Genomic DNA, 24,213 nt, shown 5'->3' on the forward strand with positions numbered 1-24,213 from the left:
CATGACAATTACTAAGGCACTAACAATTGGAACATTCGCCAACTTCATCTGGGGTCTAGCATTTATTATACCGTATCTCACAAAGGAAATAGACCCGATCATTATAACAGCAGGACGTTATGTCAGTTACGGGTTTCTATCTCTTCTTCTTGTTCCATTTTTGACAAAAGGACATTTGCAACGCCTCACATTCCACGACTGGAAAGTCGTGTTGGTTTTGTCGTTTACTGGCAATATCGGATATTACGGCCTGCTGGTTGCGGCTATTCACCTTGCAGGGGTTCAGATTGCCGCATTGATTATCGGGACACTGCCCGTCACGATTGCCATTATTGGCAATATTGTCGAGAAGGAATTCGAATTCCGTCGGCTTTTACCGGCTATCCTGATCATATTGGCGGGTCTTTGCATCCTCAACGGTAGCAAGGTCATGTCTACCACGGATCCGATGAATTTAACAAACCTTGCCGGTGGAATTTTTCTGGCGGGATGCGCGCTGGTTTTATGGACCATGTATGGAGTCACAAACGCTCGTTACATGAAGAAAAATCCCCAGATCAGTGCAAATCTTTGGTCAATTGCAATCGGCCTTGCAACGGGATTTCAGGCGCTTGTCATTCTGATTGTTCTTATGGCTACTCATGATCTCGTCATGATCGTGGATTTCTCACCCTTGTATAATCAGCACGTTTTTCTGAAGTTCCTGGCTGGAAGTCTCGTGCTTGGCACAATCGTTTCATGGTACGCTACCGTGCTTTGGAACAATGCGTCCCGTGCGCTTCCTGTTGCCGTGGCAGGGCAACTGGTGGTTTTTGAAACCTTGTCGAGCCTGCTATATGCTTATGTTATCGACAAACGACTTCCGGATATAATGGAGTTATCCAGTGGCTTCCTGATCATCATCGGCGTTGTCATCGGCATTCGCGCTACGATCGCACCTAAACCGGACCTGAAGAGCACAGAACCACAACCATCAAACTGATATCGCCAACAGCGAGAGCACCAGCGCCGGGATCATCACGACAGCACCGATTTTCAAAAATTCCAGCGCGCCCATATGCAGGCCTTCGCGCCTGAGCGCTGACAGCCAAAGAATGGTGGCAAGCGAACCGGTCACAGACAGATTGGGGCCAAGATCGACCCCGATCAACATAGCACCGGAAACAGTGCTACCCACATGGGCGCCTTGCACCGTGGCTCCAGCCACCAGACCGGCTGGAAGATTGTTGACGAGGTTGGAGAGGAAGCCGACCAGCAGGCCTGCCCCCATGGCCGCTACCTTGACATCGGCTGCGGCTGCCTCGGACAAATAACGGGCCAGCAGCACCGTCAGCCCTGTCTTGTCCAGCGCCTCGACCAGCACGAACAGGCCCGCCACCAGCGGCAACACGCTCCAGGACATGCCCTTCAACGTCTCAACGGGTCCCTGCCCGCTCAGGGCCAGCACCAGCACAGTGGTGAGCACCCCGGCAATAAAGGTCGGCAAGCCAAGGTCAAGGCCAAGGGCCGACGCCGCCATCAGCACGGCGGCGGTCAGGATCAGTCCCCAGCCGGCCAGCTTGGCGCTGTGGGAGAGATGCGGCGTCTCAACCTGCCGATCCATCACCTCGGCGTGGATGGCGCGTCTCTGGCTCCAATAGAGCATGGCGAAGGTCACAACGATGGCCACCAGCGATGGCAGTGCAAATGTGGCAAGCCAGGTGGAGAGCGGCGGCATTTCCCCACCGCCGAAAATCACCAGATTGGCCGGATTGGAAATCGGCAGCACGAAGCTTGCCGCATTGGCGATGAAGGCGCAGATCAGCAGATAGGGCATCGGGTTCTTGAGCTTGGCCGCCTTGGTTGCCGCATAGACCGCAGGCGTCAGCACTACCGCTGTTGCATCGTTGGAGAGAAAAGCGGTGACCAATACACCGACGCCATAGAGCAGCACGAACAGCCTGAGCGGCGACCCCTTGGCCCTTTGCGTTGCCAGTGCCGCCAGCCAATCGAACAGACCTTCGCGCCGGGCCAGTTCCGACAACAGCATCATGCCGATCAGGAACAGATAGACATCATAGCCCTTGGCAACGCCTGCCCAGGCATCGTTGATGCCGATCACCCCCAAGCCAATCGCGCCCAGGCCCAGGAGCACGATGGCGCCAAGCACAGCCCAGATCGCCTCCGGCCAGCCAAAGGGCCGGCTGATAACGCCCAGAACGGAGAGGGCGCAAACAGCCCAGGTCAGGTAAGTCGCGGTCATGAAACATCCGAAAAAGACGCGGCCGGAACGAGGGCCAAGGAAAGGACTGGCAGGCAGACGCCGAGAACCGGCGTCAGATCAGATCTCCCATTTAGTCCAGGATACGCAAAGAGCAAGCGGCATGGAACAATTTTGCATTTGGCAAATTAATGAGGCGCCTGCCCATGCCTATTTGACGCTAAACTGCTGATTTTTCAACCTTTCCGAAAGCGCTCCCGTGATCGCACAGTCCAAGATTGTCTCCGCGAGCCGCCGCTCGCTCATTGCCCTTGCTTTCCTCAACTTCTTCCTTGCCGATGCCCGTGACGGGCTCGGCCCCTTCCTTGATGGCTTCCTGGCAACCCATGGATGGTCGCCGATGACACTGGGTATCATCGCCACGATGGGCGGTGTGATCGGCATGGTGGTCACGCCACTGTTTGGCGCGGTTGTCGATGCAAGCCCCTATAAACGGAGCCTGATCATCCTGCCAGTCACACTCGTCACAGCTGCCGCACTTTGGACGCTGGCAAGCCCCGACTATCTGGCGGTGTTCGGCGGACAATCGGCAACGGCCCTGGTGGGCGCGGTGATCGGCCCTGCCCTGATGGGGATGACGCTGGGACTGGTCGGCGAAAGAGCCTTTTCCAACCAGGTCTCCCGCAATGAAGTCTGGAACCATACCGGCAATGTGTTTTCACTGGCGTGTATTTTCGTCCTCACCAGCTATTTCGGCCAGAACGGCGTTGTCTGGCTGATGATCGCCTCTGCCCTTGCCACCATTGCAGCAGTCCTGACGATCCGGCCCCAGGAAATCGACCAGGACGTTGCCCGCGGGCTGAGTCATAAGGACAGATCGGCTGAGGATGCGGGCCACGCGGCAGCCCAGCCCTCGGGCTATTCCATGCTGGTGCATAGTCGCGGGTTGATCGTGCTCGCCCTGATCCTGATGATCTTTCACTTTGGAAACGCGCCGATCAGCCGGTTGATCGCTCAGAATTTCTCTATCCAGCTCGACAGTCCTTTCAAGACCACCGCCATCACCACAGGCGTCTCGCAACTGGCGATGATCGTCGTCGCCTGCGCTGCGCCGTGGATGATTGCAAGGTTTGGTCTGCGGTCGGTGTTTTTTATCGCTTTGATGGCGCTGCCGATCCGGGGCATGATCGCTGGTAGTTTTTCCAGCTTTGCCGCCATCTACCCGGTACAGATCCTCGACGGCATCGGGGCTGGCCTGATCGGCATCGCTACACCAATTGCCGCCGAACGTATTCTGTCCGGCTCCGGCCGCTTTAACGTTGGTCTCGCCGCCGTTATGACCGTCCAGGGCATCGGCGCCTCATCCAGCAATGTCGTCGCCGGCTGGCTAACACAGGAAGGCGGCTATTCGCTCGCCTATTTCGTCCATGGCGGCATTGCTGCCCTGGCGCTGCTGCTGTTCATCGTCAACCATAAGCAGGTGGCGCCGGAACTGCCGGAGCATAGGCGGTAAAGCATCGGACCGAAAGTTAAGAACCGGTTTTCGGATGAATCCGATGCGTAAACAAAAACTTAGAGCATCGTTCCGATGCTCTACTGCATAATTCTTTAAACCGGAATCGGTTTAAAGAATTATGCAGTAGATATAAAGAGCTACAGCGAACCTTTGTGCGCCATATATGGCGCACGGCGCTGTAGGGCGTCTGGACCACTTGAAGTTCATAAAACAAAATAGGGCATGTCAGTGTTTGCACGAAACGCTGACATGCCCTGGTTAAATCTCAGATCAGAAGCGGCTCGGCGCAAGGTCGAGTGCAGGGTGTTGCGACAGGGATCACCCGCCGCTGCGATTGTTTCCGAGTGCTGCCCATTCCTTGATGACACTGTCGAAGATCGGCTTGCCAGCGGCGCCCTTGTCGAGGGTAATCAGCGCACGGCGACCGTTGCGATAGGTAACGGGAATGTCGATCCAGTCACGGCTGCGCAACAGATCGACATTGCGGGCCACCACTTCGGCAAAATCGTTGAAGGCAATCATGAACGTGTCATCGGTGATCTTGGCAGGCACCGCCACGATCGGATCGCCGCGATCCTGCTCGCTTGCCTTCATGGCAACGCGCTGAACGCTGTCTATGCCGCCGCCTTCGAAATTCTGCGGCACCGAAAAGACGATTTCCATCAGGTGGCTGGCGGGAAGCGAACTGTCGGTATTGCGCTTGAAGGTAATCAGCGCTGTCAGCCCCCGCTCAGGGATCGTCAGCTTGCCCTGTATTTCCGGTTCCGGCTTGCCGCTGTCGCCAGTCTCATGCCGGGCTTCCCAGACAATATAGCCCTGCACGGTGGTCGGCGTCGTTTGGCCGAGACGCTCTTCGTAGAGATAGGCCTTCTGGCCATTTTCCGGCACGGTAAACGGCGCACCCTGCACAGGCGTGGTGGTGGCTGGCGCACTGGCCGCACCACCGGACACTGGCGCTGCCGGATTGGCCCCGCCATTCTGCTGGGCCACCGAACGGCCCTCGCCGCTATTGGCGGCAGCGTTCGAGGCGCCCTCATCCACTTCCGTACCGTCAGGCATCAGCTTCTGGGTGAATTTCTGCCCCGCGGCCCCGGCATCGCCGGTTGACGCTGGAACGGTCGCCGGTTTTCCGGCATCCGCGCTGCCCGTCTGCGAAGACGGTGCGGACGCTGGCGAAGAGCCCTTTGAAGCAAACAATCCTGTCACGGTCTGCTTCAAACCGGCAATGGCGCCCGGCAGATTGTCACGATGGGCATAGGCGTAGTAGCCACCGCCGCCGATCAAAAGGATCAGCACGCCTGTGATGATGTAAGGCGCGGTCCGGCGGGATTTCTTGGTGCGCAGTCCAGCCTTCCTGTTGGCCTTTGCCAGCACGGCTGCCATCTCTTCCGAGGAATTGCTTCGGTCCGGCGCGGCGGTGCGCGGTTGCTTTTTAGCTGCCGCCGGTGGCACAGGCTGTGCCGCGACGAAATCATCGAACCAGGCAGGATCTTCGCCTGCCTTGCTCGCGGAAGCTCCGTTGCGAACGGCCCTTTCATCGTTTCCGGATGCCTGATCGGCAGGCGTGCCGAAGCTGGTATTCTGATGCTTGTCGCTCCAGTCCAGAAGATCCTTCGGATCTTCATGACCAGCTTGCGAGAAGGAGCCACCCTGCGCCGCAGGCTGCTTGTTGTCGCGCACGAAAGCATCGAAAGCGCCCAGCGCCTCGCCTTCATCGAACACCGGCTGGCGTGCCGGTGGAATAGCGGGGTAGACTGGGGGCTTTTCTGCCTCTTCCTGACGCGACTGCGGCTGGGCTTCAAAGGAATGGACAGGTGCAAGCGGAGCTGGCGTCGGCTCCAAATGGCTTTCCAGCCATTCATCCATCGAATGCTTCTGTGGCGCCGAAGGCTTTACGGCTGGCGCTGGGGCCGCAGGCGCAGAAGACACTGCTGGCTGGGCAGGCTCTTCAGTCTCCCAAATAGCGGGCGGAATGGCAGCAGGCGGAATGCGCGCCGGTTCTGGCTTATAAGGCTCCGGCTCCGGTTCATACACTGGCTCTGGCGCTGGTTCCGGCTCATAGACAGGTGCTGGGGCAGGCTCAGGAACATAAGCCGGCTCATGAACAGGTTCAGGCTGGTGCACATATTCGGGCTCATGCGCCGGTTCGCCAACAGGCTCCGGTTCATGGTAAACGTGTTCCGGCTCAGGTTCATAGGCCGGCGCTGGGGCCGGTTCATAAACCGGCTCCGGCTCATAGGCCTCCTCTTCCACGGCAGGAAGAGCCTCGGCATAATCTGCCTCGACCTCGGCAATCGCGGCGTCAAGCTTGTCCAGCTGGCGGCGCAGCATGTCTTCCGACGGCTTGGGTGTCATATTGTCCAGCTGCCGCATCACTGCGCCGCGAGCCTTCTCATACACCTTTACGCGCATTTCCGGGGTATTGTTCGACAGGCCATCAACGGCGCGCCGAATAACTGCTACGAAATCTGCCATCCGTACTTTCTCGTGATCACCGGCCCAGGCCGACAAGACAAATTAATTCAACTCTAACCTTAATCCTCAAATGGATCGGTCACAAGTATGGTGTCGTCGCGTTCCGGGCTGGTGGACAACAGCGCGACCGGTGCACCGATCAGCTCTTCCACCTGGCGGACATATTTGATCGCCTGGGCGGGAAGATCGGCCCATTTGCGCGCGCCGACGGTGGATTCCTTCCAGCCTTCCAGCGTCACATAAATCGGCTCGACCCGTGCCTGAGCGGCCTGGGCAGCCGGCAAATGGTCGATTTCCACACCGTCCAGCTTGTAGCCGACACAGATCTTCAGCTCGTCCAAGCCATCGAGAACATCAAGCTTGGTCAGGGCGATGCCGGTAATGCCATTGGTGGCCACCGACTGGCGCACCAGCGCCGCATCAAACCAGCCACAACGGCGTTTACGGCCGGTGACCGTGCCGAATTCGTGACCTTTTTCCCCAAGAAACTGGCCGATCTCGTCGGTCAGCTCGGTCGGGAACGGGCCCTCACCAACGCGGGTCGTATAGGCCTTGGTAATGCCAAGGATATAACCGAGCGAGCCTGGCCCCATGCCGGAGCCTGCCGCGGCCTGGCCGGCGACCGTGTTGGACGAGGTGACGAAGGGATAGGTGCCGTGGTCGATATCGAGCAGCGAGCCTTGCGCGCCTTCAAACAGGATTCGGGCGCCACGACGACGCTCCTTGTCCAGCATCAACCAGACGGTTTCGCGGAAGGGCAGAACCTTGTCGGCCACCGACAGCAGCTCTTCCATGATTGTCGAATGTTCGACCTCCGGCGCACCAAAACCACGGCGAAGCGCGTTGTGATGGGGCAGGATGCGGGCAACCTTCTCGGCCAGACCTTCAGGATCGGCCAGATCCATCACCCGGATGGCACGACGGCCGACCTTGTCTTCATAAGCCGGGCCGATGCCGCGCCGCGTGGTGCCGATCTTGGTGCCGCTATTGGTGGCGGCGTCTTCACGCATGCCGTCCAGTTCGCGGTGCAGCGACAGGATCAGCGTCGCATTGTCGGCAATGCGCAGATTATCAGGGGTTACGGTGACGCCCTGGGCGGCCAGCTTGGCGATTTCGGCGATCAGCGCATGCGGATCGACCACGACGCCATTGCCGATCACCGCCATCTTGCCGGGACGCACGACGCCCGAAGGCAGCAACGATAATTTATAGGAAATGCCGTCGATGACCAGCGTATGACCGGCATTATGACCGCCCTGGAAGCGCACGACCACGTCAGCGCGCTCGGACAGCCAGTCCACGATCTTGCCTTTGCCTTCGTCACCCCATTGGGAGCCAACCACCACGACATTCGTCATTTCAAAATCCTGTCTTTACGCCTCAAGCGTAACCTCGCCTCGCGACAGCGCTGGCGGTTGATAAAGCCGTAAGCCGTCACACGTTCTGTCTGCTGCGCGCCGCCATTTTCCCCTGAAGCAGATTGTCCTGAACAGGTTTCCAGTCAAGGCAGCGCGTTTTCGCGCCTGCGCGTCCCCAAACCCGCGCATCTATACTGTGTTGTTTTGCGGAAAGCGACACGTTTATGCGCGTTAATCCGGCTTTTTGCATGGCAAGGAAAGAGATAACACCAGACATAATTCCTGAAATCGATTCCGATTTCAGAAATTATGCATTACAGCACCGCTCGCCAGTTCATGGCGCGCGAAAGGCGCTGTAACGCTTTTTAGCTGCTGCATAATTTTATCCCGAAATCGATTCCGATTTCGGGAATTATGCAGTAGGCACATTTGCATCGCAAACGAAGACGCGCATAGGTTGAACGATCAGATGCAAATCAAAGCCTACGCCTATCTGGTGCTGACAACCTTGTTCTGGGGTGGCAATGCCGTGGCGGGCAAGCTGGCCGTTGGCCATATCAGCCCGATGATGCTGAATCTTGGTCGCTGGTCGCTGGCCTTGACGCTGCTGCTGGCCGTTTCCTCCCGCCAGATCAAGGCGGATTGGCCGGTGGTGCGCCGTCATATCCCTCTGCTGCTGGCGCTCGGTGCAATCGGCTATACCGGCTTTAACGGTTTTCTCTATTCAGCGCTGAAATACACGTCTGCCGTGAATGGTGCCATCGAACAGGGTGGCATTCCCGTGCTGATCTTCCTTTTGAATTTCCTGCTGTTTCGAATCGCCGCCTCCGCCATCCAGATTGCAGGCTTCGTGATCAGCTTTATCGGCGTGGCGCTGACGGCAGGCCATGGCGACCTGATGGCGCTTTTGTCGCTGCGGCTGAATTTCGGCGACACGCTGATGCTGCTGGCGGTGCTGTGCTATGCGATCTTCACCGTGGCGCTGCGCTGGAAGCCGGAACTGCATTGGAAGACGCTGATGGCAGCCCTCGCCTTCGGCGCTGCGCTGGCCTCCCTGCCGCTCGTCGCCTGGGAAGCCAACAATGGCAGCCTGATTGCACCCGATGCCACCGGCTGGGCGCTGATTCTGTTTTGCGGCCTGCTACCATCGCTGGTGTCGCAGACACTCTATATATCAGGGGTCAACATGATCGGCGCCAACCGGGCCGGTCTGTTCATCAACCTTGTACCGGTGTTCGGCACCATCCTGTCGGTCGCCGTGGTCGGTGAAAAGCTGGAAGGTTTCCACATGCTGGCGCTCAGCCTGGTGATCGGCGGCATCGCGCTGGCCGAATGGGGCAAACCGCAAACCACTGCTCGCTGATAACAGGCTCTAGATCAGGCTGGTATGCCCATCGGCGATCCGCAAGACAGCCAGATGTCCTGATGCATAGGCGCCGGTATCAATGCCGATCCTGTTCTTGCCGAAGGTGACCGTATCGGTCGGGGTGTGTCCATGCACGACCGTATAAGGCAGTTCCGGGCCACGACCGAGAAAGGGTTCGCGGATCCACATCAGGTCTTCATCGGCCTGGGTGTCCAGCGCAACGCCCGGCTTCAAGCCTGCATGCACGAACAGAAATTGCCCGACCTTGAGCATGACCGGCAGGGATTTCAGCCAGGCATAATGGCTTTCAGGGATGGCGCGGGCCAGCTCCGTGGAAAGCCCCTTGAAACTACCGGCCTGGTGCAAGGCGTGGTCGATGTCGATGCCATAGGAATAAAGCGTGGCCGCCGCGCCAAAATCCAGCCAGCGCCGTCCCGCCGAGGGATCGTCGAGAAAATGACAAAACACATCGTCATGATTGCCGCAAAGCGATATCCGCTCGAAACCTGGCGCCAGCGGCGCCATCAGGTGATCGATCACCCGGCGCGAGGACGGCCCGCGATCGACATAGTCACCCAGCATGACAATCAGCTTGGGACCATCGATACTGCCGGCATCGTGCAGGATACGGCATTCCGCCTCCAGCAACTCAGCATAGCAACCATGCACATCCCCCACCGCATAAATCGCGGAAAACGCCTTGGGATCGATATCCACACGACTACGCATGCCAGCCACACCGGTTTCCGATCCGACGTCGAGAAATTTACGCAACAACTTTATCATAATGGTTCCAGCTTCCCGCAACCGTTTTACGCCTGTCGCAATCGCTTCTCAACCACGCGCAGGGCCAATCGTGATAATTACCAACCATTAAGGTTAACAGCGTTTCGAATCGCACGCTTTTCAGCATCGCGGCGCGCGCAAATCGATGCTTTTCCGCGACATGAACAGAGCTTATCCCTAGGACTATGAGAGAAAAGTGGGGCCCGGCTTTCGTAAAAAGACCAGCGATTACAAAAAGATCGAAAGTTCCATCCGATCCAATATCAACTTTGATCGATTTTAGCCAATCAATAGGGAAGCATCATGACCAAGCCATTTTACTGGAATGAACTGAACACCTATGATTTCGCCAGCCTGTCACCTGACAGCACCATCGCTGTTTTGCCGATTGCCTCCACCGAACAGCATGGGCCACATCTGCCCATTGCAACCGATGTGGCGATTGCCGACGGAATGTTGACAGAGCTAAAGCGCCAGCGCCCGGACGACCTGGACTTTCTGGTTCTCCCCACCCAGGAAATCGGCAAGGCCAATGAACATGTCTATGGCCCCGGCACGCTCTCGCTCAGTGCGGATCTGCTGATTGCGGCCTGGACCGCGATCGGCGCCAAGGTGGCGGAAGCGGGCCTGCGCAAGCTGGTCATCGTCAATTCCCATGGCGGCAATGTCGACATCATGAGCATTGTCGGGCGCGAATTGCGCGTCCGTCACAAGATGGCGGTGGTGTCCACCCAATGGAGCCGGTTCGGCAATCCCGAGGGCATGATTTCCGATCATGAAAACCGCTATGGCATTCATGGCGGCGAAGTGGAAACCTCGCTGATGCTGCATTTCCGCCCCGAACTGGTGCGGATGAACAAGGCCGAAAACTTCGTCTCCAAAGCGGAATGGATGAAGGAGCGCTCGGATTTTCTACAGCCCTTGCCGCCCCATTCGTTGGCCTGGATTGCCCATGATCTCAATCCAGCCGGTGTGGTCGGCGATGCCTCGAAAGGCACGGCGCAAAAGGGTGAGGCTATCTGCCGTCACCAGGTATACGGCTTCATCCAGCTCTTGCGTGACGTCAGGGACTATCCGCTGTCAGCGCTTTATTCCCCGGAATAACCACGGTCCGGGGCAAGATACCCCCTGCCCTGCAATTCCTCCACCAGGGCCTGGATTTCCTGAACCAGATATTCAACGAACAGACTGGTCGCCGCATCCAGCGGCGCCCGCGCCCGGGCAAACAGTTTCATCGGCTGGTGACGGCAATGCGGTTCGGCCAGCGGGCGAAAGACCAGTTCGCCCTTGCGGCATTCGACAATCACATCCAGCGGGTTGAGTAGGGTCAGCGCCGTGCCGCATTTAACCAATTGCTTCAACAGTTCGGAGGCATTGGTTTCCAAGAGGGGCTCGACCGGCAGCGGCAGGTTGGCAAGCGCCAGGTTGATGACATTGCGCAGGCTGGTGCCAGGCTCAGCCAGCACCAGTTTTTCCTGCACCACATCGACCAGATCGACCGGACCTTTTTCCCGCGCCAGCGGATGACCGGGCGGTAAAACCGCGCCGACAGGGATATCAAAATTGGCGATGGTCCGAATGCCTGGCGTTGCCGGGATGTTGAAGCCCAGCCCGATATCCACTTCACCTGTCAGTACCGGATTGAGGGTGGTGGAGCCGCTGTCATTGCGCAAATGCACCTTGATGCGCGGATGCGCGTCCAGAAACCGGGCAATGATTTCCGGCAGGGGACCGGCGGCCAACCCCACCGTGGCGACCAGCGATACCTTTCCCACCTGCGGCACTTTCAGGCTGCGGATACGGGCTTCCAGACGTTCATAGCCCTTCAGAACTTCGCGGATATGCTCCACACACAGCTCCCCCGCCGCCGTCAGCCGCAAGCCCCGCGGCAGACGCTCGAACAGGGGAACGCCCAGCTCGTCTTCCAGTGCCAGAATCTGCCGGTTGACAGCGGAAGATGCAACGTTAAGTCTAGCGGCGGCTTTACGAATTGAACCGCAACGGGCAATCTCGTCTATATAAAGCAGCTTACGGGAGTGAAGCATGGCGTAACACACCAGTCCATTTTTTAGGCAGATTGAACGATTCACATACAGAGCGAGCAAGCGATGCCATTAAGGCATCGAAGCGGACGAAATTTGATGCTTTTCAAGCCGCAAGGCAACCGCTCAAATGCATAAAACGCGGCGGGCCATTTCAGTGGAGCCATTTTGAGCGGAGCCATTTCAGCGGCATGGGACATCGGGCGGCAGCACGCGATCCGAGGGATCAGGGGAAAACACACATGACGAAAACCATACTGCACAAGACAATTGTCAACACTTTGGCCGCAACCGCACTGGCCCTTGGCCTTGGCAGCCCAGCCATGGCGCTGGACGAGGTCAGCTACGGCACCAACTGGCTGGCCCAGGCCGAGCATGGTGGATTTTACCAGGCCGTGGCCGATGGCACCTATGAAAAATACGGTTTGAAGGTGAAGATCGTCCAGGGTGGCCCGAATGCGGCCAACCAGGCATTGCTGATCGCCGGCAAGGTCGATTTCTACATGGGCAGCCCGCTTCAACAATTGGATGCCGTCAAGCAGGGCATTCCGTTGATCGACGTCGCGGCCATGTTCCAGAAGGACCCGCAGGTGCTGATTGCCCATCCTGACCAGGGGATCGAGAAATTTGGCGATCTCGCCAAGCTCGACACGATCTTCATGGGCAAGGAAGGCTACACCACCTATTTCGAGTGGATGAAGAAGAACTATCCGGGCTTCAAGGACGAGCAATACAAGCCCTATACGTTCAACCCGGCACCTTTCCTCGCCAACAAGAAATCCGCCCAGCAAGGCTATATCACGTCTGAGCCTTACGAGATCGAAAAGCAGGGCGGCTTCAAGCCGAAACTGTTCCTGCTGGCCGACAATGGCTACACGCCCTATGCGACGATGATTACCACCACCCAGACCATGGTCGATAAGAAGCCTGATGTGGTGCAGCGCTTTATCGATGCCTCCTCCGAGGGCTGGTACAAATATCTCTACGGTGACAACAAAGCGGCCAATGAACTGATCAAAAAGGATAATCCTGAGATCACCGATAGCCAGATCGCCTTTTCCATCGAGAAAATGAAGGAATATGGCATCGTCGATTCCGGCCCGACCCTGGAAAAGGGCATCGGCTGCATGACCGATGAGCATTACAAGAAATTCTTCGATACCATGGTTCAGATCGGCGTTGTCGATGCCAAGCTGGATTACAACAAGGCCTACACAACCAAGTTCGTCTGCAAGGGCGTTGGCCTTAACCTGAAAAAGTAAAGCTGAAGAAGCAAAGACAGGGCGGCGCACCGGATAGAGGCGCCGCCACAGCGTGTGGATAAGGAGGACAGATCCTTCGTCCTTATCCGTGTTTGTCAGGCTCAAATCGAGCCAGACAGACACTCTGTTCTCTTGTTTGCGTTTGTCTTTTCGGGAAACCGGGTCCACTTTTCCCCAAGAGAAGCTCTTTTCCCTGAGACAAAATATAGGCCCTTAACGACAGGCCCCGGAATGACCCCGACTGAACCACTGCAAAAGCCTCGCACTGAAAACCGCCAGCGCGCCCTTGTCATGCTAACAGGCGTGTCCAAAGTGTTTTCCAGCGGCACGGTGGCGCTGTCCAACATGTCACTCACCGTCGAGGCGGGTGAATTCGTCAGCCTGCTGGGCCCTTCCGGCTGCGGCAAATCGACGGCGCTCCGGATTATTGCCGGTCTCGGCGGCATCTCCAGCGGCACGGTCGACTGGCCCAGTTCCCGCATCAATGCCAAGGGCCTGCCGGAAGGTGATATCAGCTTCGTCTTCCAGGAGCCGACCCTGCTGCCCTGGCAGACGGTGTTCGGCAATGTCTATCTGCCACTGCGTCTGCAAGGGATTTCCAAGGCAACTGCAACCTCGACCGTTCTCGAAACCCTTGACACGGTGGGACTGAAGGATTTCGCGGATGCCTATCCGCGCCAGCTTTCCGGTGGCATGAAAATGCGAGTGTCGATTGCCCGCGCCCTGGTGACCAAGCCGAAACTGCTGCTGATGGACGAGCCGTTTGCCGCCCTTGATGAGATCACCCGGCAAAAGCTGAATGACGACGTGCTGCGACTGTGGCGCGAGACCGGTATTACCGTGATCTTCGTTACCCATTCGGTGTTCGAGGCCGCTTATCTTTCCAATCGCATCGTGGTGATGAAGGCACGGCCCGGCCGGGTGCATGCCGATTTCGCTATTTCCACCAGCCTGGAACGCGACGCCCATTACCGAACCTCGGAAGAATACCGGCAGGTCTGCGAAAAGGCCTCGAATGTCCTGTTGGAAGCCATCGGCTTTCCTCTTGACGGCGGCCCATCCAAGGCGGGATTGGAGCATCACGGATGACCCCGGAGATTGAAACACCAGCCGAAGCTGAAAGCCTGGCCATGCCAAAACAAGGCGTGTTTGCCCGCCATGGAGAAACCACTCTTCGGGTACTGATTCCGCTTGCCGTCGTGGCCATACTGATCCTGATCTGGCATGTCAGCGTCATTCTGTCCGAAGTACCCCAATATATCCTGCCCGGACCCTTGGTGGTCGCCAAGGCGCTCTATACAGATTGGGGCATTCTGGGACCGGCGCTCTGGGTGACGACGAAGATCACTCTGATGGCACTGGCTCTGGCACTGGTCGGTGGTGTCGGCATTGCGGTGTTTCTCGTCCAGTCGAAATGGATTGAAACGGCTTTCTACCCAATTGCGGTCATCCTTCAGGTCACGCCTGTCGTCGCCATCTCGCCGCTGATCCTGATCTATGCACCGTCAACCCAGGTGGCGCTGTTGATCTGCGCCTTTCTGGTCGCCTTTTTCCCGATCCTCTCCAACATGGTGCAGGGGTTGAAAAGCGTTGATCATAATCTCCTCAACCTGTTCGATCTCTACGGCGCCTCGCGGCTGCAAACCCTGCTTTATCTGAAGCTGCCAGCCTCGCTGCCCTATTTCATGACCGGTCTGAAGATCGGTGGCGGATTGGCGTTGATTGCCGCCGTGGTGGCGGAGTTTGCGGCGGGTTCGGCGGGCGCCGGTTCCGGGCTTGCCTTCCGGTTGTTGGAATCGCAATTCCGGCTGAACATTCCCCGGCTGTTTGCCGCCCTGTTCCTGCTATCGTGCCTCGGCGTGGTGATCTTCGCGATCACCTCCTTCATCTCATGGCTGGCGCTGCATCGCTGGCATGAAAGCAGCATCAAGCGAGAAAACTGATGACCAGATTGTTTGCCGATCTTCCCAAAGCCGGGCGGTTTGCCCTGACGCGCGCCACCTTACCCGTCGAAGCGGTGGATGACGTTCCCGCTGGACCGGTGCGCGAGGGGCTGGTCAGCGCCGATCTGATTATTAACGATGGCAAGGTTGAAGCCATTGTTAAGGTCGGCACCGCATCTCAGTACAAGACCGGGGCAGACCTGCCGATCATTGATTTGCGCGATGCCATGGTCTGGCCGACCTTTACCGACATGCATACCCATCTCGACAAGGGCCATATCTGGCCGCGAAAGCCCAATCCAACAGGCGATTTCATCGGCGCGCTCGATGCCGTAAAGCAGGACCGCGAGGCAAATTGGTCGGCAGACGATGTGCGGGCGCGGATGGAATTTTCGCTGCGCTGCGCCTATGCCCACGGCACCAGCCTGATCCGTACCCATCTTGACAGCAGCGCCCCCCAGCACCGGATTTCCTTCGAGGTGTTTTCGCAGATACGCAAGGAGTGGGCGGGCCGGATCGACCTTCAGGCCGTCGCCCTTTTCCCTTTTGAGGACATGACCGACACGGCCTTCTTCAATGATCTGCTGGAGGTGCTTGTCGCACACAAGGGCATTCTCGGCGGCGTCACGCAAGTATTGCCGGATCTGGACCACCGGCTGGACCGGCTGTTTCGCGCCGCGAGTGATCACGGCCTCGACATCGACCTGCATGTCGATGAGACGCAGGATGCTTCCGTGCTGACCTTGAAATCGATTGCCGAAGCCAAGCTGCGCAATGGTTTTCAAGGTTCGGTGGTGGTTGGCCATTGCTGTTCACTGACCCAGCAGAGTGACGATATCGCCAAGGCCACCATCGACAAGGTGGCGGAAGCCGGGCTTGCCGTCGTGTCGCTGCCGATGTGCAACATGTATTTGCAGGACCGGCATGCTGGTCGCACACCCCGCCAACGCGGCGTCACCCTGTTTCATGAACTGGCGGCGGCAGGTGTTCAGACGGCAGTTTCCTCCGACAATACCCGCGATCCGTTCTACGCCTATGGCGATCTCGATTGTGTGGAAGTGCTGCGCGAAGCGGTCAGGATCATCCATCTCGATCACCCGCTGGACAGCACCGCCCGGATCGTCACCCGCAGCCCCGCCGATATTCTTGGACGCCCCGACCATGGCCGCATCAAGGTCGGCGCCAAGGCGGATCTGGTGATGTTTTCGGCGAGAAACTGGAGCGAGCTTTTATCGCGTCCGCAGGCTGACCGCATCGTGCTGCGTTCCGGCAAGGCTATCGACGCGCAGCTTCCTGACTACCGCGACCTTGACCATGTGATGGAAGATTGAACCATGCCCGATTACGCAAAAATCAAAGCTGAACTGGCCGGGATCGCCGTCGAGGACAATCCGGCGCTGGTCAAGCAGAAGTCCAGGGATTTCTACTGGTACTCGCCAATCCTGAAGGCCGAGCTGGACCACGTCACGGCGGACCTCGTGGTTTCCCCGGTCAGCGAAGAAGAGGTGATCCGCACGCTGAAAGTCGCCTATGCCCATGGCGTGCCGGTGACGCCACGCGGCGCGGGTACTGGCAATTATGGTCAGGCCATGCCGCTGTCCGGCGGCATCGTGCTGAACCTGATCAACATGAACAAGGTGAAAGAGATTCACCCAGGCCGAGTGATCTGCGAGCCGGGCATCGTTATCGCCGAACTGGATCGCCAGACACGCGCCCATTCCGGCCAGGAATTGCGCTTCCACCCCTCAACCGCCCAGACTGCTTCCATCGGCGGCTTCGTCGCCGGAGGTTCGGGCGGGGTCGGATCGATCACCTGGGGTGGCCTGCGCGATCTCGGTAATATCCTGTCGCTGCGGGTGGTCACCATGGAGGCGGAACCGCGGGTACTGGAACTCTCCGCCTGGGACCTGCAAAAGGTCAGCCACGCCTATGGCACCAATGGCATCATCACCGAAGTGGAAATGCCGCTGGCCCCTGCCTATGACTGGGTAGATGTCATCGTCGGCTATGACGACTACATGGACGCGGTGCGCTTTGCCGATGCGCTCAGCCACCGCAACGGTATTCTGTTGAAGGAAGTGGCGCCCATCGCGGCTCCCGTGCCTTATGAGTATTTCACCCGTCACAAGCCCTGGCTGAAGGATGGCCAGTCCGTGGTGGTGCTGATGGTCGCGCCACATTCCATGGGGCCGTTTCTTGCCTATGCCGAGAAAATGAAGGCCGATCTGCGATTCCGTTCCGACACTGTCGAAAGCATGAAGGGTATTCCCCATGCCTATGAACTGGCCTGGAACCATACGACGCTGCGGGCGCTGAAGGTCGATCCTTCGATCACCTATCTGCAAGTGCAATATCCAGGGCCGGATCATGTCGAAAAGGTCGGGAAGATGACCGAAATTTTTGGTGATGAGGTGATCGGCCACCTGGAATTCATGCGCTTTGATGGCGCCATCCAATGCTCCGGCCTGCCGCTGGTGCGATATACCACCAAGGAACGGCTGGAAGAGATCATCCGCATCCACGAGGACAACGGCTGCCCGATCTTCAACCCGCATCGCTACACGCTGGAAGAAGGCGGCATGAAGCAGACCGATACGGTGCAGCTGGCCTTCAAACAGGAAACCGACCCCAAGGGCCTGCTCAATCCCGGCAAGATGATCGCCTGGGAAAATCCCGATTTCGACTTTTCCGCCGGGCGCAACTATCTGTTTCCCGGATTACAATCGATGGGAGACGATTGAAATCCTTGCACTTTCAACCGGAGATGATTTAGAACGCAAAGGCTTGACGGCATGAGGCCGTCTTCACAGTCCGAAGGTACTCCTGGCGGGGCTTGTCCCTGATCATGCATGAACATGACCTTTCCTCCAGCCAGCAGGCGGAAGAAGGCATCGGGACAAACGACGCGGATGTTTTTGACAGAACCCTCCGGGGAACCGGCGGGTGCAAACCAGGGACTTTTGCATGCGCGTGCTCGTTCTTCACTCTCATCCCTTGGCTGAAAGCTTCAACCGGGCGCTCTACTACAAGACCTGCCAAAGCCTGGAGCAAGCCGGCCATGAGGTTGATGGCTGCAATTTGTATGATGAGGGTTTCGACCCGGTTCTTTCGGCTGAGGAGCGGCGGATCTATCATGATTATCCAGACAATATCCAGCCGGTGAAATCCTATGTCGAGCGGTTGAAGGCAGCAGAAGGCCTTGTTATCGTCACCCCCGTGTGGAATTTCAGCTTTCCCGCCATGCTGAGCGGCTATTTTGACCGTGTCTGGCTGCCGGGGGTCACGTTCGAACTGATCGATGGAAAACTGACGCCAACGCTGCGCCATATCCGCAAACTGGCGGGGGTTCTAACCTATGGCGCAACCCCGTTGCGGGCTTTTCTTGCGGGTAACCCACCAAAGAAATCCGTGAAGCGTGTGCTGCGCGCCCAGATCAAGCTCGGCGCGCCGGTAAAATTTCTTGCCCATTACGATATGAACAATTGCACGCAACAAAGCCGCGCCACCTTTCTGGATAAGGTGGGGGGCGTGATGGAGCGGTTTTAATTTATTAAATTACACCCAAAAATAGTAATACCTCAAAACAAAATCAATTTGAATCACCACTTTTGGTTTTGTATTTACGTGATGCACCAAATGAGGTGTATCACTGGAGGAAATATTTTTATGTCTGATCAACGTATTATTGCAGGTACGGTCAAATCCACAGGTGAAATCATTTCTGGCGAAGGTTTCAGCGTATCCCGCGTTTCCAAAGGACATTACCAGGTTTCATTCCGCCCCGCTTTCAGCAAGATCGGCGGTGCTTCGGTAACGCAGATTTTTCCGAGCGATGGCAGTACGAGGGACAACGCCGTCATCATCAGCCTCGATGTCAACGGCGTTTATCTCAAGACGGGCGGTGACAGCGGTGATGCGAGTGATCGTAACTTCACCTTCGTTGCCGTTGGTAACGGTAGCCAGACGGCAACCGTCTGATATTACCGCGCCGTGCGCTTTATAAAACGCACAAATGACGCTGTAACACTTTAAATCTGCTGCATAATTTTCCCGTTAAATAGATTCCGATTTAAGGAATCATGCAGCAAGCCGAAGAGAAAGGGAGGTATCCGCCTCCCTTTTTGATAGGATTTACTGGAAAAATAAAAACAACCTTTAAGGGCTACTTTGCCGCCTTCAGCGAGGAGATGATCTCCTGCAATTCGGCACCGTGCTTTTCCTGTTTGCCCTTCGTTCCCCAATAGGTAATGACCAGCAGCTTTCCGGGACGGGGTGAGAGCAGCGACAGACCAACATTGACGGCGCCGTCTTCATCGACGCCGGTCCAGTCGAAATTGGTCATGTCCATGCCATTGATGACTTCGTCCGACTGCTTCTGGGTCGAGCCGTCGATCTTGACGCCGTTGTCTTGAAGGAAAGCGATGGCGTCATCGATCACCTTATCCGTGGTCTTGGCGTTGGCAACGTCGATGGCGATATAGATCGCGCCGTCTTCGGAGGTCGCATCGATGCCACTTTCGGTTTCCTTCGGCTCCCAGTCGGCGGGAATAGTGATACGCGCGACCGGATTATCGCTTGGAAACAGCAGCGTATCGGCAAAAGACAGGCTTGGCAGAAAGAAGGTCAGCGCGGCAACGGCGAATAGTCTCTTCACGGATGGTCCCCCTAGAGCATTTCCAGCAAAAGTGCACAGCGGTTTTGCGTCCGGAAATGCGTTAAAACAAAGAGTTAGAGTATCGATCCAACCCGAGGCGTCAGCCGAGTTTGGAAAAATCGATGCGTAAACAAAAACCGAGTGCACGAAAGCATGAACGAAGTGAATGCGTCAGTGCACTTGGATCGATCAGGTGTCGATTGCCGAACTTAGAGATTTCCATCCGTCTGTCGCTGGGAATTGCTGACCAGAGCTGTACTATTTCAGGGTATGTTGTACGTCATGCCAATATAGGCCCTGGACGTTCCGGGCAAAAAAAAGCCCCACTGGCGCAAGGCCGGCGGGGCAAGATGACTGGAGAGTCAAAAAAGGTCGTTACTGAATGATATCAATGACCGTATAGGACTGCGGATCGACGATAACACGCTCGTTGTTGACGATCGCGTAGGCGTAGGTCGGATCTTCCGGGATCGGGGTGATCACAATCTGACGCGGCAAGTGCTGGCCAACCACGATTTCCTGATCGGTCACGTAAGGCTGCGCTGGCATTGGCTGCTGGCGAACATAGGTCACAACACGCGGTGGCGGCGGATCAATGGCCGTTCCGGCAACTGCGCCGACGACGCCGCCAACGGCTGCCCCGACGGGACCACCAACAACAGCACCGGTAACCGCACCACCTGCTGCACCGGTCACAGTGGCATTCTGCGCCATGGCGGAGGTTGCAACAGAGCCGGCAAGAGCGGCAGCGACAATAAGAGCAATCTTGGTTTTCATCAGGATATTCCTTCTTTCCGATTATCTGGGGGCATAACGGAGAAGGAAACTATTTGTTCCGAATATTTTAAATAACATCCGTTGAACACGTCATTCATCTATCGTTCATATTGCATAAATGTTTCAATATGAGATTAGACGGTAGAAACGCTTAGTTTTTGGAATGTAAAGAAATGTTCAGATCTTTTATTTTCGACCTGTAAACATCAAAATATTCCGGCTCGATAAAATCAAGCCGAAAAAAACATCAGACTATTTTAGCCGCCGTCACTTCTACTTCAACCAGAAATTCCGGTCGGGTAAATCCGGTGACGATAAGAAGCGTTGAAACCGGTTTTGGTTCCAACGTATAACGATCACGCACCTGCATATAGGATGCAAAATCCTCTCGGCGGGTGACAAAACCAGAGATGCGGATCACATCCGCATAACTCATGCCCGCCTCGGCCAGAATAGTGCCGATCGCCTCGAAGCACAAAACCGCCTGGCTTTCGAGGTCATCGGGAATACTATCATCGACACCGATCCCGAGCTGGCCGGAGGTGACCAGCAGGCTGGCACCCGGAGGCACCAGCAGGCCGTGGTTGTAATTGCCGAAGGGTCTGCGCACCGATGGCGGGTTGAAGGTCGTCTTCATGCGTCCCAGCCAACGATGCCTTTGATCTCGAGGAAATCGTGGATGGCCCAATCGGCATATTCGCGGCCATTGCCCGACTGTTTGTAGCCGCCGAATGGTGCGAACGTGTCCCAATCCGGGTAGTTGAGATAGACCGACCCGGCCCGCATTTTCTTTGCCACGTCGCGGGCATGCTCAATATCGGTCGATTGCACATAGGCCGCCAGCCCATAGACCGTGTCATTGGCGATCTCGACCGCCTCGCCCTCGTCTTTGTAGGGCAAAATCGACAGGACCGGGCCGAAGATTTCTTCGCGGGCGATGGTCATGTCGTTGGAGACGTTGCCGAAGATGGTCGGGCGAATGTAATAGCCGCGGTTCAGCCCTTCCGGGCGCCCTGGCCCGCCTGTCACCAGCGTCGCACCGTCCTTGATACCCGCCTCGATCAACCCCTGGATCTTGTCATACTGGATCTGGCTGACAACAGGGCCAAGCTTGGTGTCTTCGCTGCGCGGATCGCCGGTCACGAAATTTTCGGCCTCGGACTTCGCATAGGTCAGCGCCTCGTCATGACGGTCGGCGGGTACCAGCATCCGTGTCGGCGCATCGCAGGACTGGCCGGAATTGCCGAAACATCCCTGCACGCCCTTGCGCACTGCCGTTTCGAAATCGGCATTGGGCAGGATGATATTGGCGGATTTGCCACCCAGTTCCTGGGCGACGCGCTTCACCGTTTCCGCTGCCGTCTTGGCAACATTAATCCCGGCCCGGGTCGAGCCGGTAAAGGACACCATATCGACATCGGGGTGACCAGCCATCACTTGGCCGACATCCGGGCCATTGCCGCTGACCATATTGTAGACGCCCTTCGGCGTACCGGCGGCCTCCATCACTTCGGAGAAGATAATGCCGCTGATCGGGGCGATCTCCGACGGCTTCAGCACCACCGTGCAGCCAGCGGCGATGGCGGGCGCGACCTTGCAGACGATCTGGTTCAGCGGCCAGTTCCACGGCGTGATCAGCGCGCAGACGCCAATCGGCTCCTTGACCACCATGGTGCCGCCGCGCTGTTCGGAAAACTTGAACGTCTCCAGCCCGGCAATCGTCGCTTCCATATGGGCGCGTCCGGCCCAGGCCTGGCTTTCCAGGGCAAAGCTGAGCGGCGCGCCCATTTCCTGGCTGACAGCCTGCGCGATATCTTCGTACCGGCGGTTATATTCGTCAAGAATGCGGTTCAAGAGCGCCAGCCGCTCCGCGACCGACCATTGCGAAAAACTAGCAAAGGCGCGTTTCGCCGCTGCCACCGCCTTGTCGACATCAGCCTTTGAGCCGACGGAAATCTGGGTATAGGCCTCTTCCGTCGAGGGATCGATCACGTCGAGCACGGCGGGGTGAACCGGATCGACCCAGGCGCCATCGATGAAGAATTTCAGATGATTGCTCATGAACTGCCTCCGGTGGTTTGTTTGACCGGAGACTACTGCAAAACTCCTCGAATCGGAATGATTTAAGGGTAGAATTATGCAGTGAATTTAACAATAAACGATGTCGATCTAGCCCGTCAGAGGGATAGAGTCGGAAACTACATCAGTGGCGGTGAGGCGTTCAGTATTTACGGCTGATCCCGTGGTACATGCCTTTGTTCTCGCCGCCGTCTGTGGTGCGATACGAACGCATCGAGATGGTCGAAGGTAAAACTATCTTCTTCTTGAATGGTTGCTCTCAGCTTGTCCACGCTTGCACCACATCGCACCTCACTGGCGATATGGAGGGCTCTGATTGCGCGCTTTTTGAATCGACCTTTCCAAGTATGAGCGGAGAGGTTGGCAGTGTCTGCTGACAACCGCCGGGAAAAATCATCGAATTGCTCGTCAGTTGCCTTGATAGCCCAGTCGATCACTTTTAACCGCACGCGAACATCGAAGTCCTGGATGCCTTTCACCAAGCCTTGAGCAGCCGTTTCATCGTACCATCCACTATCTAGGAGATAGCCAACGAACGCCCTCCGACATTCAGGCATTACATCGTCGGCAAGTTTGAGGACGGCGATCTTTAACATATCGCTGGGAGGCGACACCTCAAACAAGAAGTACGCCGCTCTAAGCCGATCATTGGCGTCTTTTGATTCGATAAAATCAACGAGAACCGATAGATCGTCACCATTCTCCCATCTTCGAAAAACAGTCCAAAAAGCCTTGTAGACGAGATCCCGATCATTTTCGACCGCCGCCAATTGCAGCAAGTCTCTCGTAGAATAGCTGGATAAGTCGTTTCGCATTATGCGGCGGATATAGAAATCCGCGAGTCTGGGCATTTAGTATGCCTGTTAGTATTAGATAATCGCCCGACATCTACAACGTCACAGGCGTTATACAGCCACCAAGGAAGCGGCTCCATCACCAACACCCATCTCCTTGGCTTTATCAGACTAACTTGCATGTCTTGATGAGCGAAGCAATGGCTTCGACGTCATTCTGTGGTGACAAATAACGCCGTCCCGCAAGCCGATTCACGCCTGTTCCTGTCCAGGATCGGCTGGAAGCTGCCAGTCGATGGGGACCTCTCCATGCGCCTCCAGATAGGCATTGGCTTTGGAAAACGGCTTTGAGCCAAAAAAGCCGTTATGGGCCGAGAGCGGCGATGGATGTACGGATTTCAGCACCAGATGCCGGGCCGGATCGACGAAAGCCGCCTTTTTCTGCGCATAAGCACCCCAGAGGATGAAGACCACGTGCTCACGTTGCTCGGCCACGGCATGGATGACCCGGTCGGTGAACTTTTCCCAACCCTTGCCCTGGTGCGACCCAGCCCTGCCCTCTTCCACCGTCAACACGCTGTTGAGCAGCAGTACGCCCTGGCTCGCCCAATGTTCCAGAAAGCCATGGCGCACCGGGGCAATGCCGAGATCGGCCTGCAATTCCTTGTAGATATTGACCAGCGACGGCGGAATGCGCACGCCGGGCTGGACAGAAAAGCATAGGCCATGCGCCTGCCCCGCGCCATGATAGGGGTCCTGCCCCAGGATCACCACCCGCACCTTGTCGATGGGGGTCAGATCCAGCGCCCGGAAATACTCTGGCCCTCTGGGGAAAATCGGCTTGCCCTGCTGCTTTTCCTCGACCAGAAACTGCTTGAGGGTCTGCATATAGGGCTTTTCGAATTCCTCGCCGACCATGGCCTTCCAGCTGTCTTCCAGGCGAAGCGTCGATTGCGCCATC

The 24,213-nt window shown here is 57.0% G+C and carries 22 protein-coding genes; 11 read left to right on the plus strand and 11 right to left on the minus strand.

The window, feature by feature from the left end:
• Position 1: 1 nt before the first annotated feature.
• Positions 2–982 carry a DMT family transporter gene (locus tag G6L01_RS12080; RefSeq protein ID WP_070166594.1) on the plus strand — a complete coding sequence of 327 codons (981 nt, stop codon included), beginning with the start codon at positions 2–4 and terminating at the stop codon, positions 980–982.
• On the opposite strand, the gene G6L01_RS12085 is transcribed toward G6L01_RS12080, so the two are convergent.
• On the minus strand, positions 974–2,242 hold the full coding sequence (locus G6L01_RS12085) for an arsenic transporter (protein ID WP_070166595.1): 1,269 nt from the start codon (positions 2,240–2,242) through the stop codon (positions 974–976). The two genes, G6L01_RS12080 and G6L01_RS12085, sit on opposite strands and share 9 nt — an antisense overlap.
• A 217-nt stretch (positions 2,243–2,459) precedes the next feature.
• Between G6L01_RS12085 and G6L01_RS12090 the strand changes: the two genes are divergently transcribed.
• Entirely contained in the window at positions 2,460–3,713 is a 1,254-nt protein-coding gene (locus G6L01_RS12090) for an MFS transporter (protein ID WP_337692705.1), read from the plus strand.
• Positions 3,714–4,034: 321 nt separating this feature from the next.
• Here the strand turns inward: G6L01_RS12090 and G6L01_RS12095 are convergent, their stop codons facing one another.
• Together G6L01_RS12095 and G6L01_RS12100 are read right to left on the minus strand one after the other, a co-directional pair.
• On the minus strand, positions 4,035–6,191 hold the full coding sequence (locus tag G6L01_RS12095) for a hypothetical protein (protein ID WP_070166596.1): 2,157 nt from the start codon (positions 6,189–6,191) through the stop codon (positions 4,035–4,037).
• Between the two features lie 59 nt (positions 6,192–6,250).
• Positions 6,251–7,549, minus strand: coding sequence for an adenylosuccinate synthase (locus tag G6L01_RS12100; RefSeq protein WP_060718166.1), 1,299 nt, complete (start codon positions 7,547–7,549; stop codon positions 6,251–6,253).
• Positions 7,550–8,018: 469 nt separating this feature from the next.
• Here G6L01_RS12100 and G6L01_RS12105 point away from each other — a divergent pair, with 469 nt between their 5' ends.
• Positions 8,019–8,912 carry a DMT family transporter gene (locus G6L01_RS12105; RefSeq protein ID WP_070166597.1) on the plus strand — a complete coding sequence of 298 codons (894 nt, stop codon included), beginning with the start codon at positions 8,019–8,021 and terminating at the stop codon, positions 8,910–8,912.
• Between the two features lie 9 nt (positions 8,913–8,921).
• Here the strand turns inward: G6L01_RS12105 and G6L01_RS12110 are convergent, their stop codons facing one another.
• Entirely contained in the window at positions 8,922–9,701 is a 780-nt protein-coding gene (locus G6L01_RS12110; protein WP_070166598.1) for a metallophosphoesterase family protein, read from the minus strand.
• Positions 9,702–10,004: 303 nt separating this feature from the next.
• Here G6L01_RS12110 and G6L01_RS12115 point away from each other — a divergent pair, with 303 nt between their 5' ends.
• On the plus strand, positions 10,005–10,805 hold the full coding sequence (locus G6L01_RS12115; RefSeq protein ID WP_070166599.1) for a creatininase family protein: 801 nt from the start codon (positions 10,005–10,007) through the stop codon (positions 10,803–10,805).
• On the opposite strand, the gene G6L01_RS12120 is transcribed toward G6L01_RS12115, so the two are convergent.
• Positions 10,790–11,746: a LysR family transcriptional regulator gene (locus G6L01_RS12120; RefSeq protein ID WP_070166600.1), complete on the minus strand. Its 957-nt coding sequence runs from the start codon at positions 11,744–11,746 to the stop codon at positions 10,790–10,792. The genes G6L01_RS12115 and G6L01_RS12120 overlap by 16 nt on opposite strands.
• Before the next feature lie 239 nt (positions 11,747–11,985).
• On the opposite strand from G6L01_RS12120, the gene G6L01_RS12125 reads away from it, so the two are divergent.
• From G6L01_RS12125 to G6L01_RS12155, 7 genes are all read left to right on the plus strand, one after another.
• Positions 11,986–13,005 (plus strand): ABC transporter substrate-binding protein, encoded by a 1,020-nt coding sequence (locus G6L01_RS12125; RefSeq protein WP_139190362.1) that lies wholly within the window; start codon positions 11,986–11,988, stop codon positions 13,003–13,005.
• Between the two features lie 231 nt (positions 13,006–13,236).
• Positions 13,237–14,094, plus strand: coding sequence for an ABC transporter ATP-binding protein (locus G6L01_RS12130; protein ID WP_070166602.1), 858 nt, complete (start codon positions 13,237–13,239; stop codon positions 14,092–14,094).
• Positions 14,095–14,135: 41 nt separating this feature from the next.
• Positions 14,136–14,948, plus strand: a complete 813-nt coding sequence (locus G6L01_RS12135; protein ID WP_070166978.1) for an ABC transporter permease — start codon at positions 14,136–14,138, stop codon at positions 14,946–14,948.
• Complete coding sequence (locus G6L01_RS12140) at positions 14,948–16,279, plus strand: cytosine deaminase (protein WP_070166603.1); 1,332 nt, start codon at positions 14,948–14,950, stop codon at positions 16,277–16,279. The genes G6L01_RS12135 and G6L01_RS12140 overlap by 1 nt, the downstream gene beginning before the upstream one ends.
• A 3-nt stretch (positions 16,280–16,282) precedes the next feature.
• Positions 16,283–17,689 (plus strand): FAD-binding oxidoreductase, encoded by a 1,407-nt coding sequence (locus G6L01_RS12145; RefSeq protein WP_070166604.1) that lies wholly within the window; start codon positions 16,283–16,285, stop codon positions 17,687–17,689.
• Between the two features lie 223 nt (positions 17,690–17,912).
• Positions 17,913–18,494: an NAD(P)H-dependent oxidoreductase gene (locus G6L01_RS12150; protein WP_070166605.1), complete on the plus strand. Its 582-nt coding sequence runs from the start codon at positions 17,913–17,915 to the stop codon at positions 18,492–18,494.
• A 120-nt stretch (positions 18,495–18,614) separates the two neighbouring features.
• Positions 18,615–18,926, plus strand: coding sequence for a hypothetical protein (locus tag G6L01_RS12155; protein ID WP_197432331.1), 312 nt, complete (start codon positions 18,615–18,617; stop codon positions 18,924–18,926).
• A gap of 184 nt (positions 18,927–19,110) precedes the next feature.
• Here the strand turns inward: G6L01_RS12155 and G6L01_RS12160 are convergent, their stop codons facing one another.
• The 6 genes from G6L01_RS12160 to ung all read right to left on the minus strand — a co-directional run bounded on the left by G6L01_RS12160 (position 19,111) and on the right by ung (position 24,212).
• Positions 19,111–19,602, minus strand: coding sequence for a histidine kinase (locus tag G6L01_RS12160; protein ID WP_070166606.1), 492 nt, complete (start codon positions 19,600–19,602; stop codon positions 19,111–19,113).
• Between the two features lie 375 nt (positions 19,603–19,977).
• A complete protein-coding gene (locus G6L01_RS12165) occupies positions 19,978–20,379 on the minus strand; it encodes a DUF1236 domain-containing protein (protein WP_070166607.1) in 402 nt (133 codons plus the stop codon).
• A gap of 247 nt (positions 20,380–20,626) precedes the next feature.
• Positions 20,627–21,016: a RidA family protein gene (locus G6L01_RS12170; protein ID WP_070166608.1), complete on the minus strand. Its 390-nt coding sequence runs from the start codon at positions 21,014–21,016 to the stop codon at positions 20,627–20,629.
• Positions 21,013–22,440, minus strand: a complete 1,428-nt coding sequence (locus G6L01_RS12175; RefSeq protein WP_174089259.1) for an aldehyde dehydrogenase family protein — start codon at positions 22,438–22,440, stop codon at positions 21,013–21,015. The genes G6L01_RS12170 and G6L01_RS12175 overlap by 4 nt, the downstream gene beginning before the upstream one ends.
• 167 nt (positions 22,441–22,607) lie before the next feature.
• Positions 22,608–23,309, minus strand: a complete 702-nt coding sequence (locus tag G6L01_RS12180; protein WP_070166610.1) for a hypothetical protein — start codon at positions 23,307–23,309, stop codon at positions 22,608–22,610.
• Between the two features lie 195 nt (positions 23,310–23,504).
• A complete protein-coding gene (ung, locus tag G6L01_RS12185) occupies positions 23,505–24,212 on the minus strand; it encodes a uracil-DNA glycosylase (protein ID WP_070166611.1) in 708 nt (235 codons plus the stop codon).
• Position 24,213: the final 1 nt, after the last annotated feature.

Origin of the sequence: Agrobacterium vitis (assembly GCF_013337045.2) — a bacterium.
Lineage (GTDB): Bacteria > Pseudomonadota > Alphaproteobacteria > Rhizobiales > Rhizobiaceae > Allorhizobium > Allorhizobium vitis_B.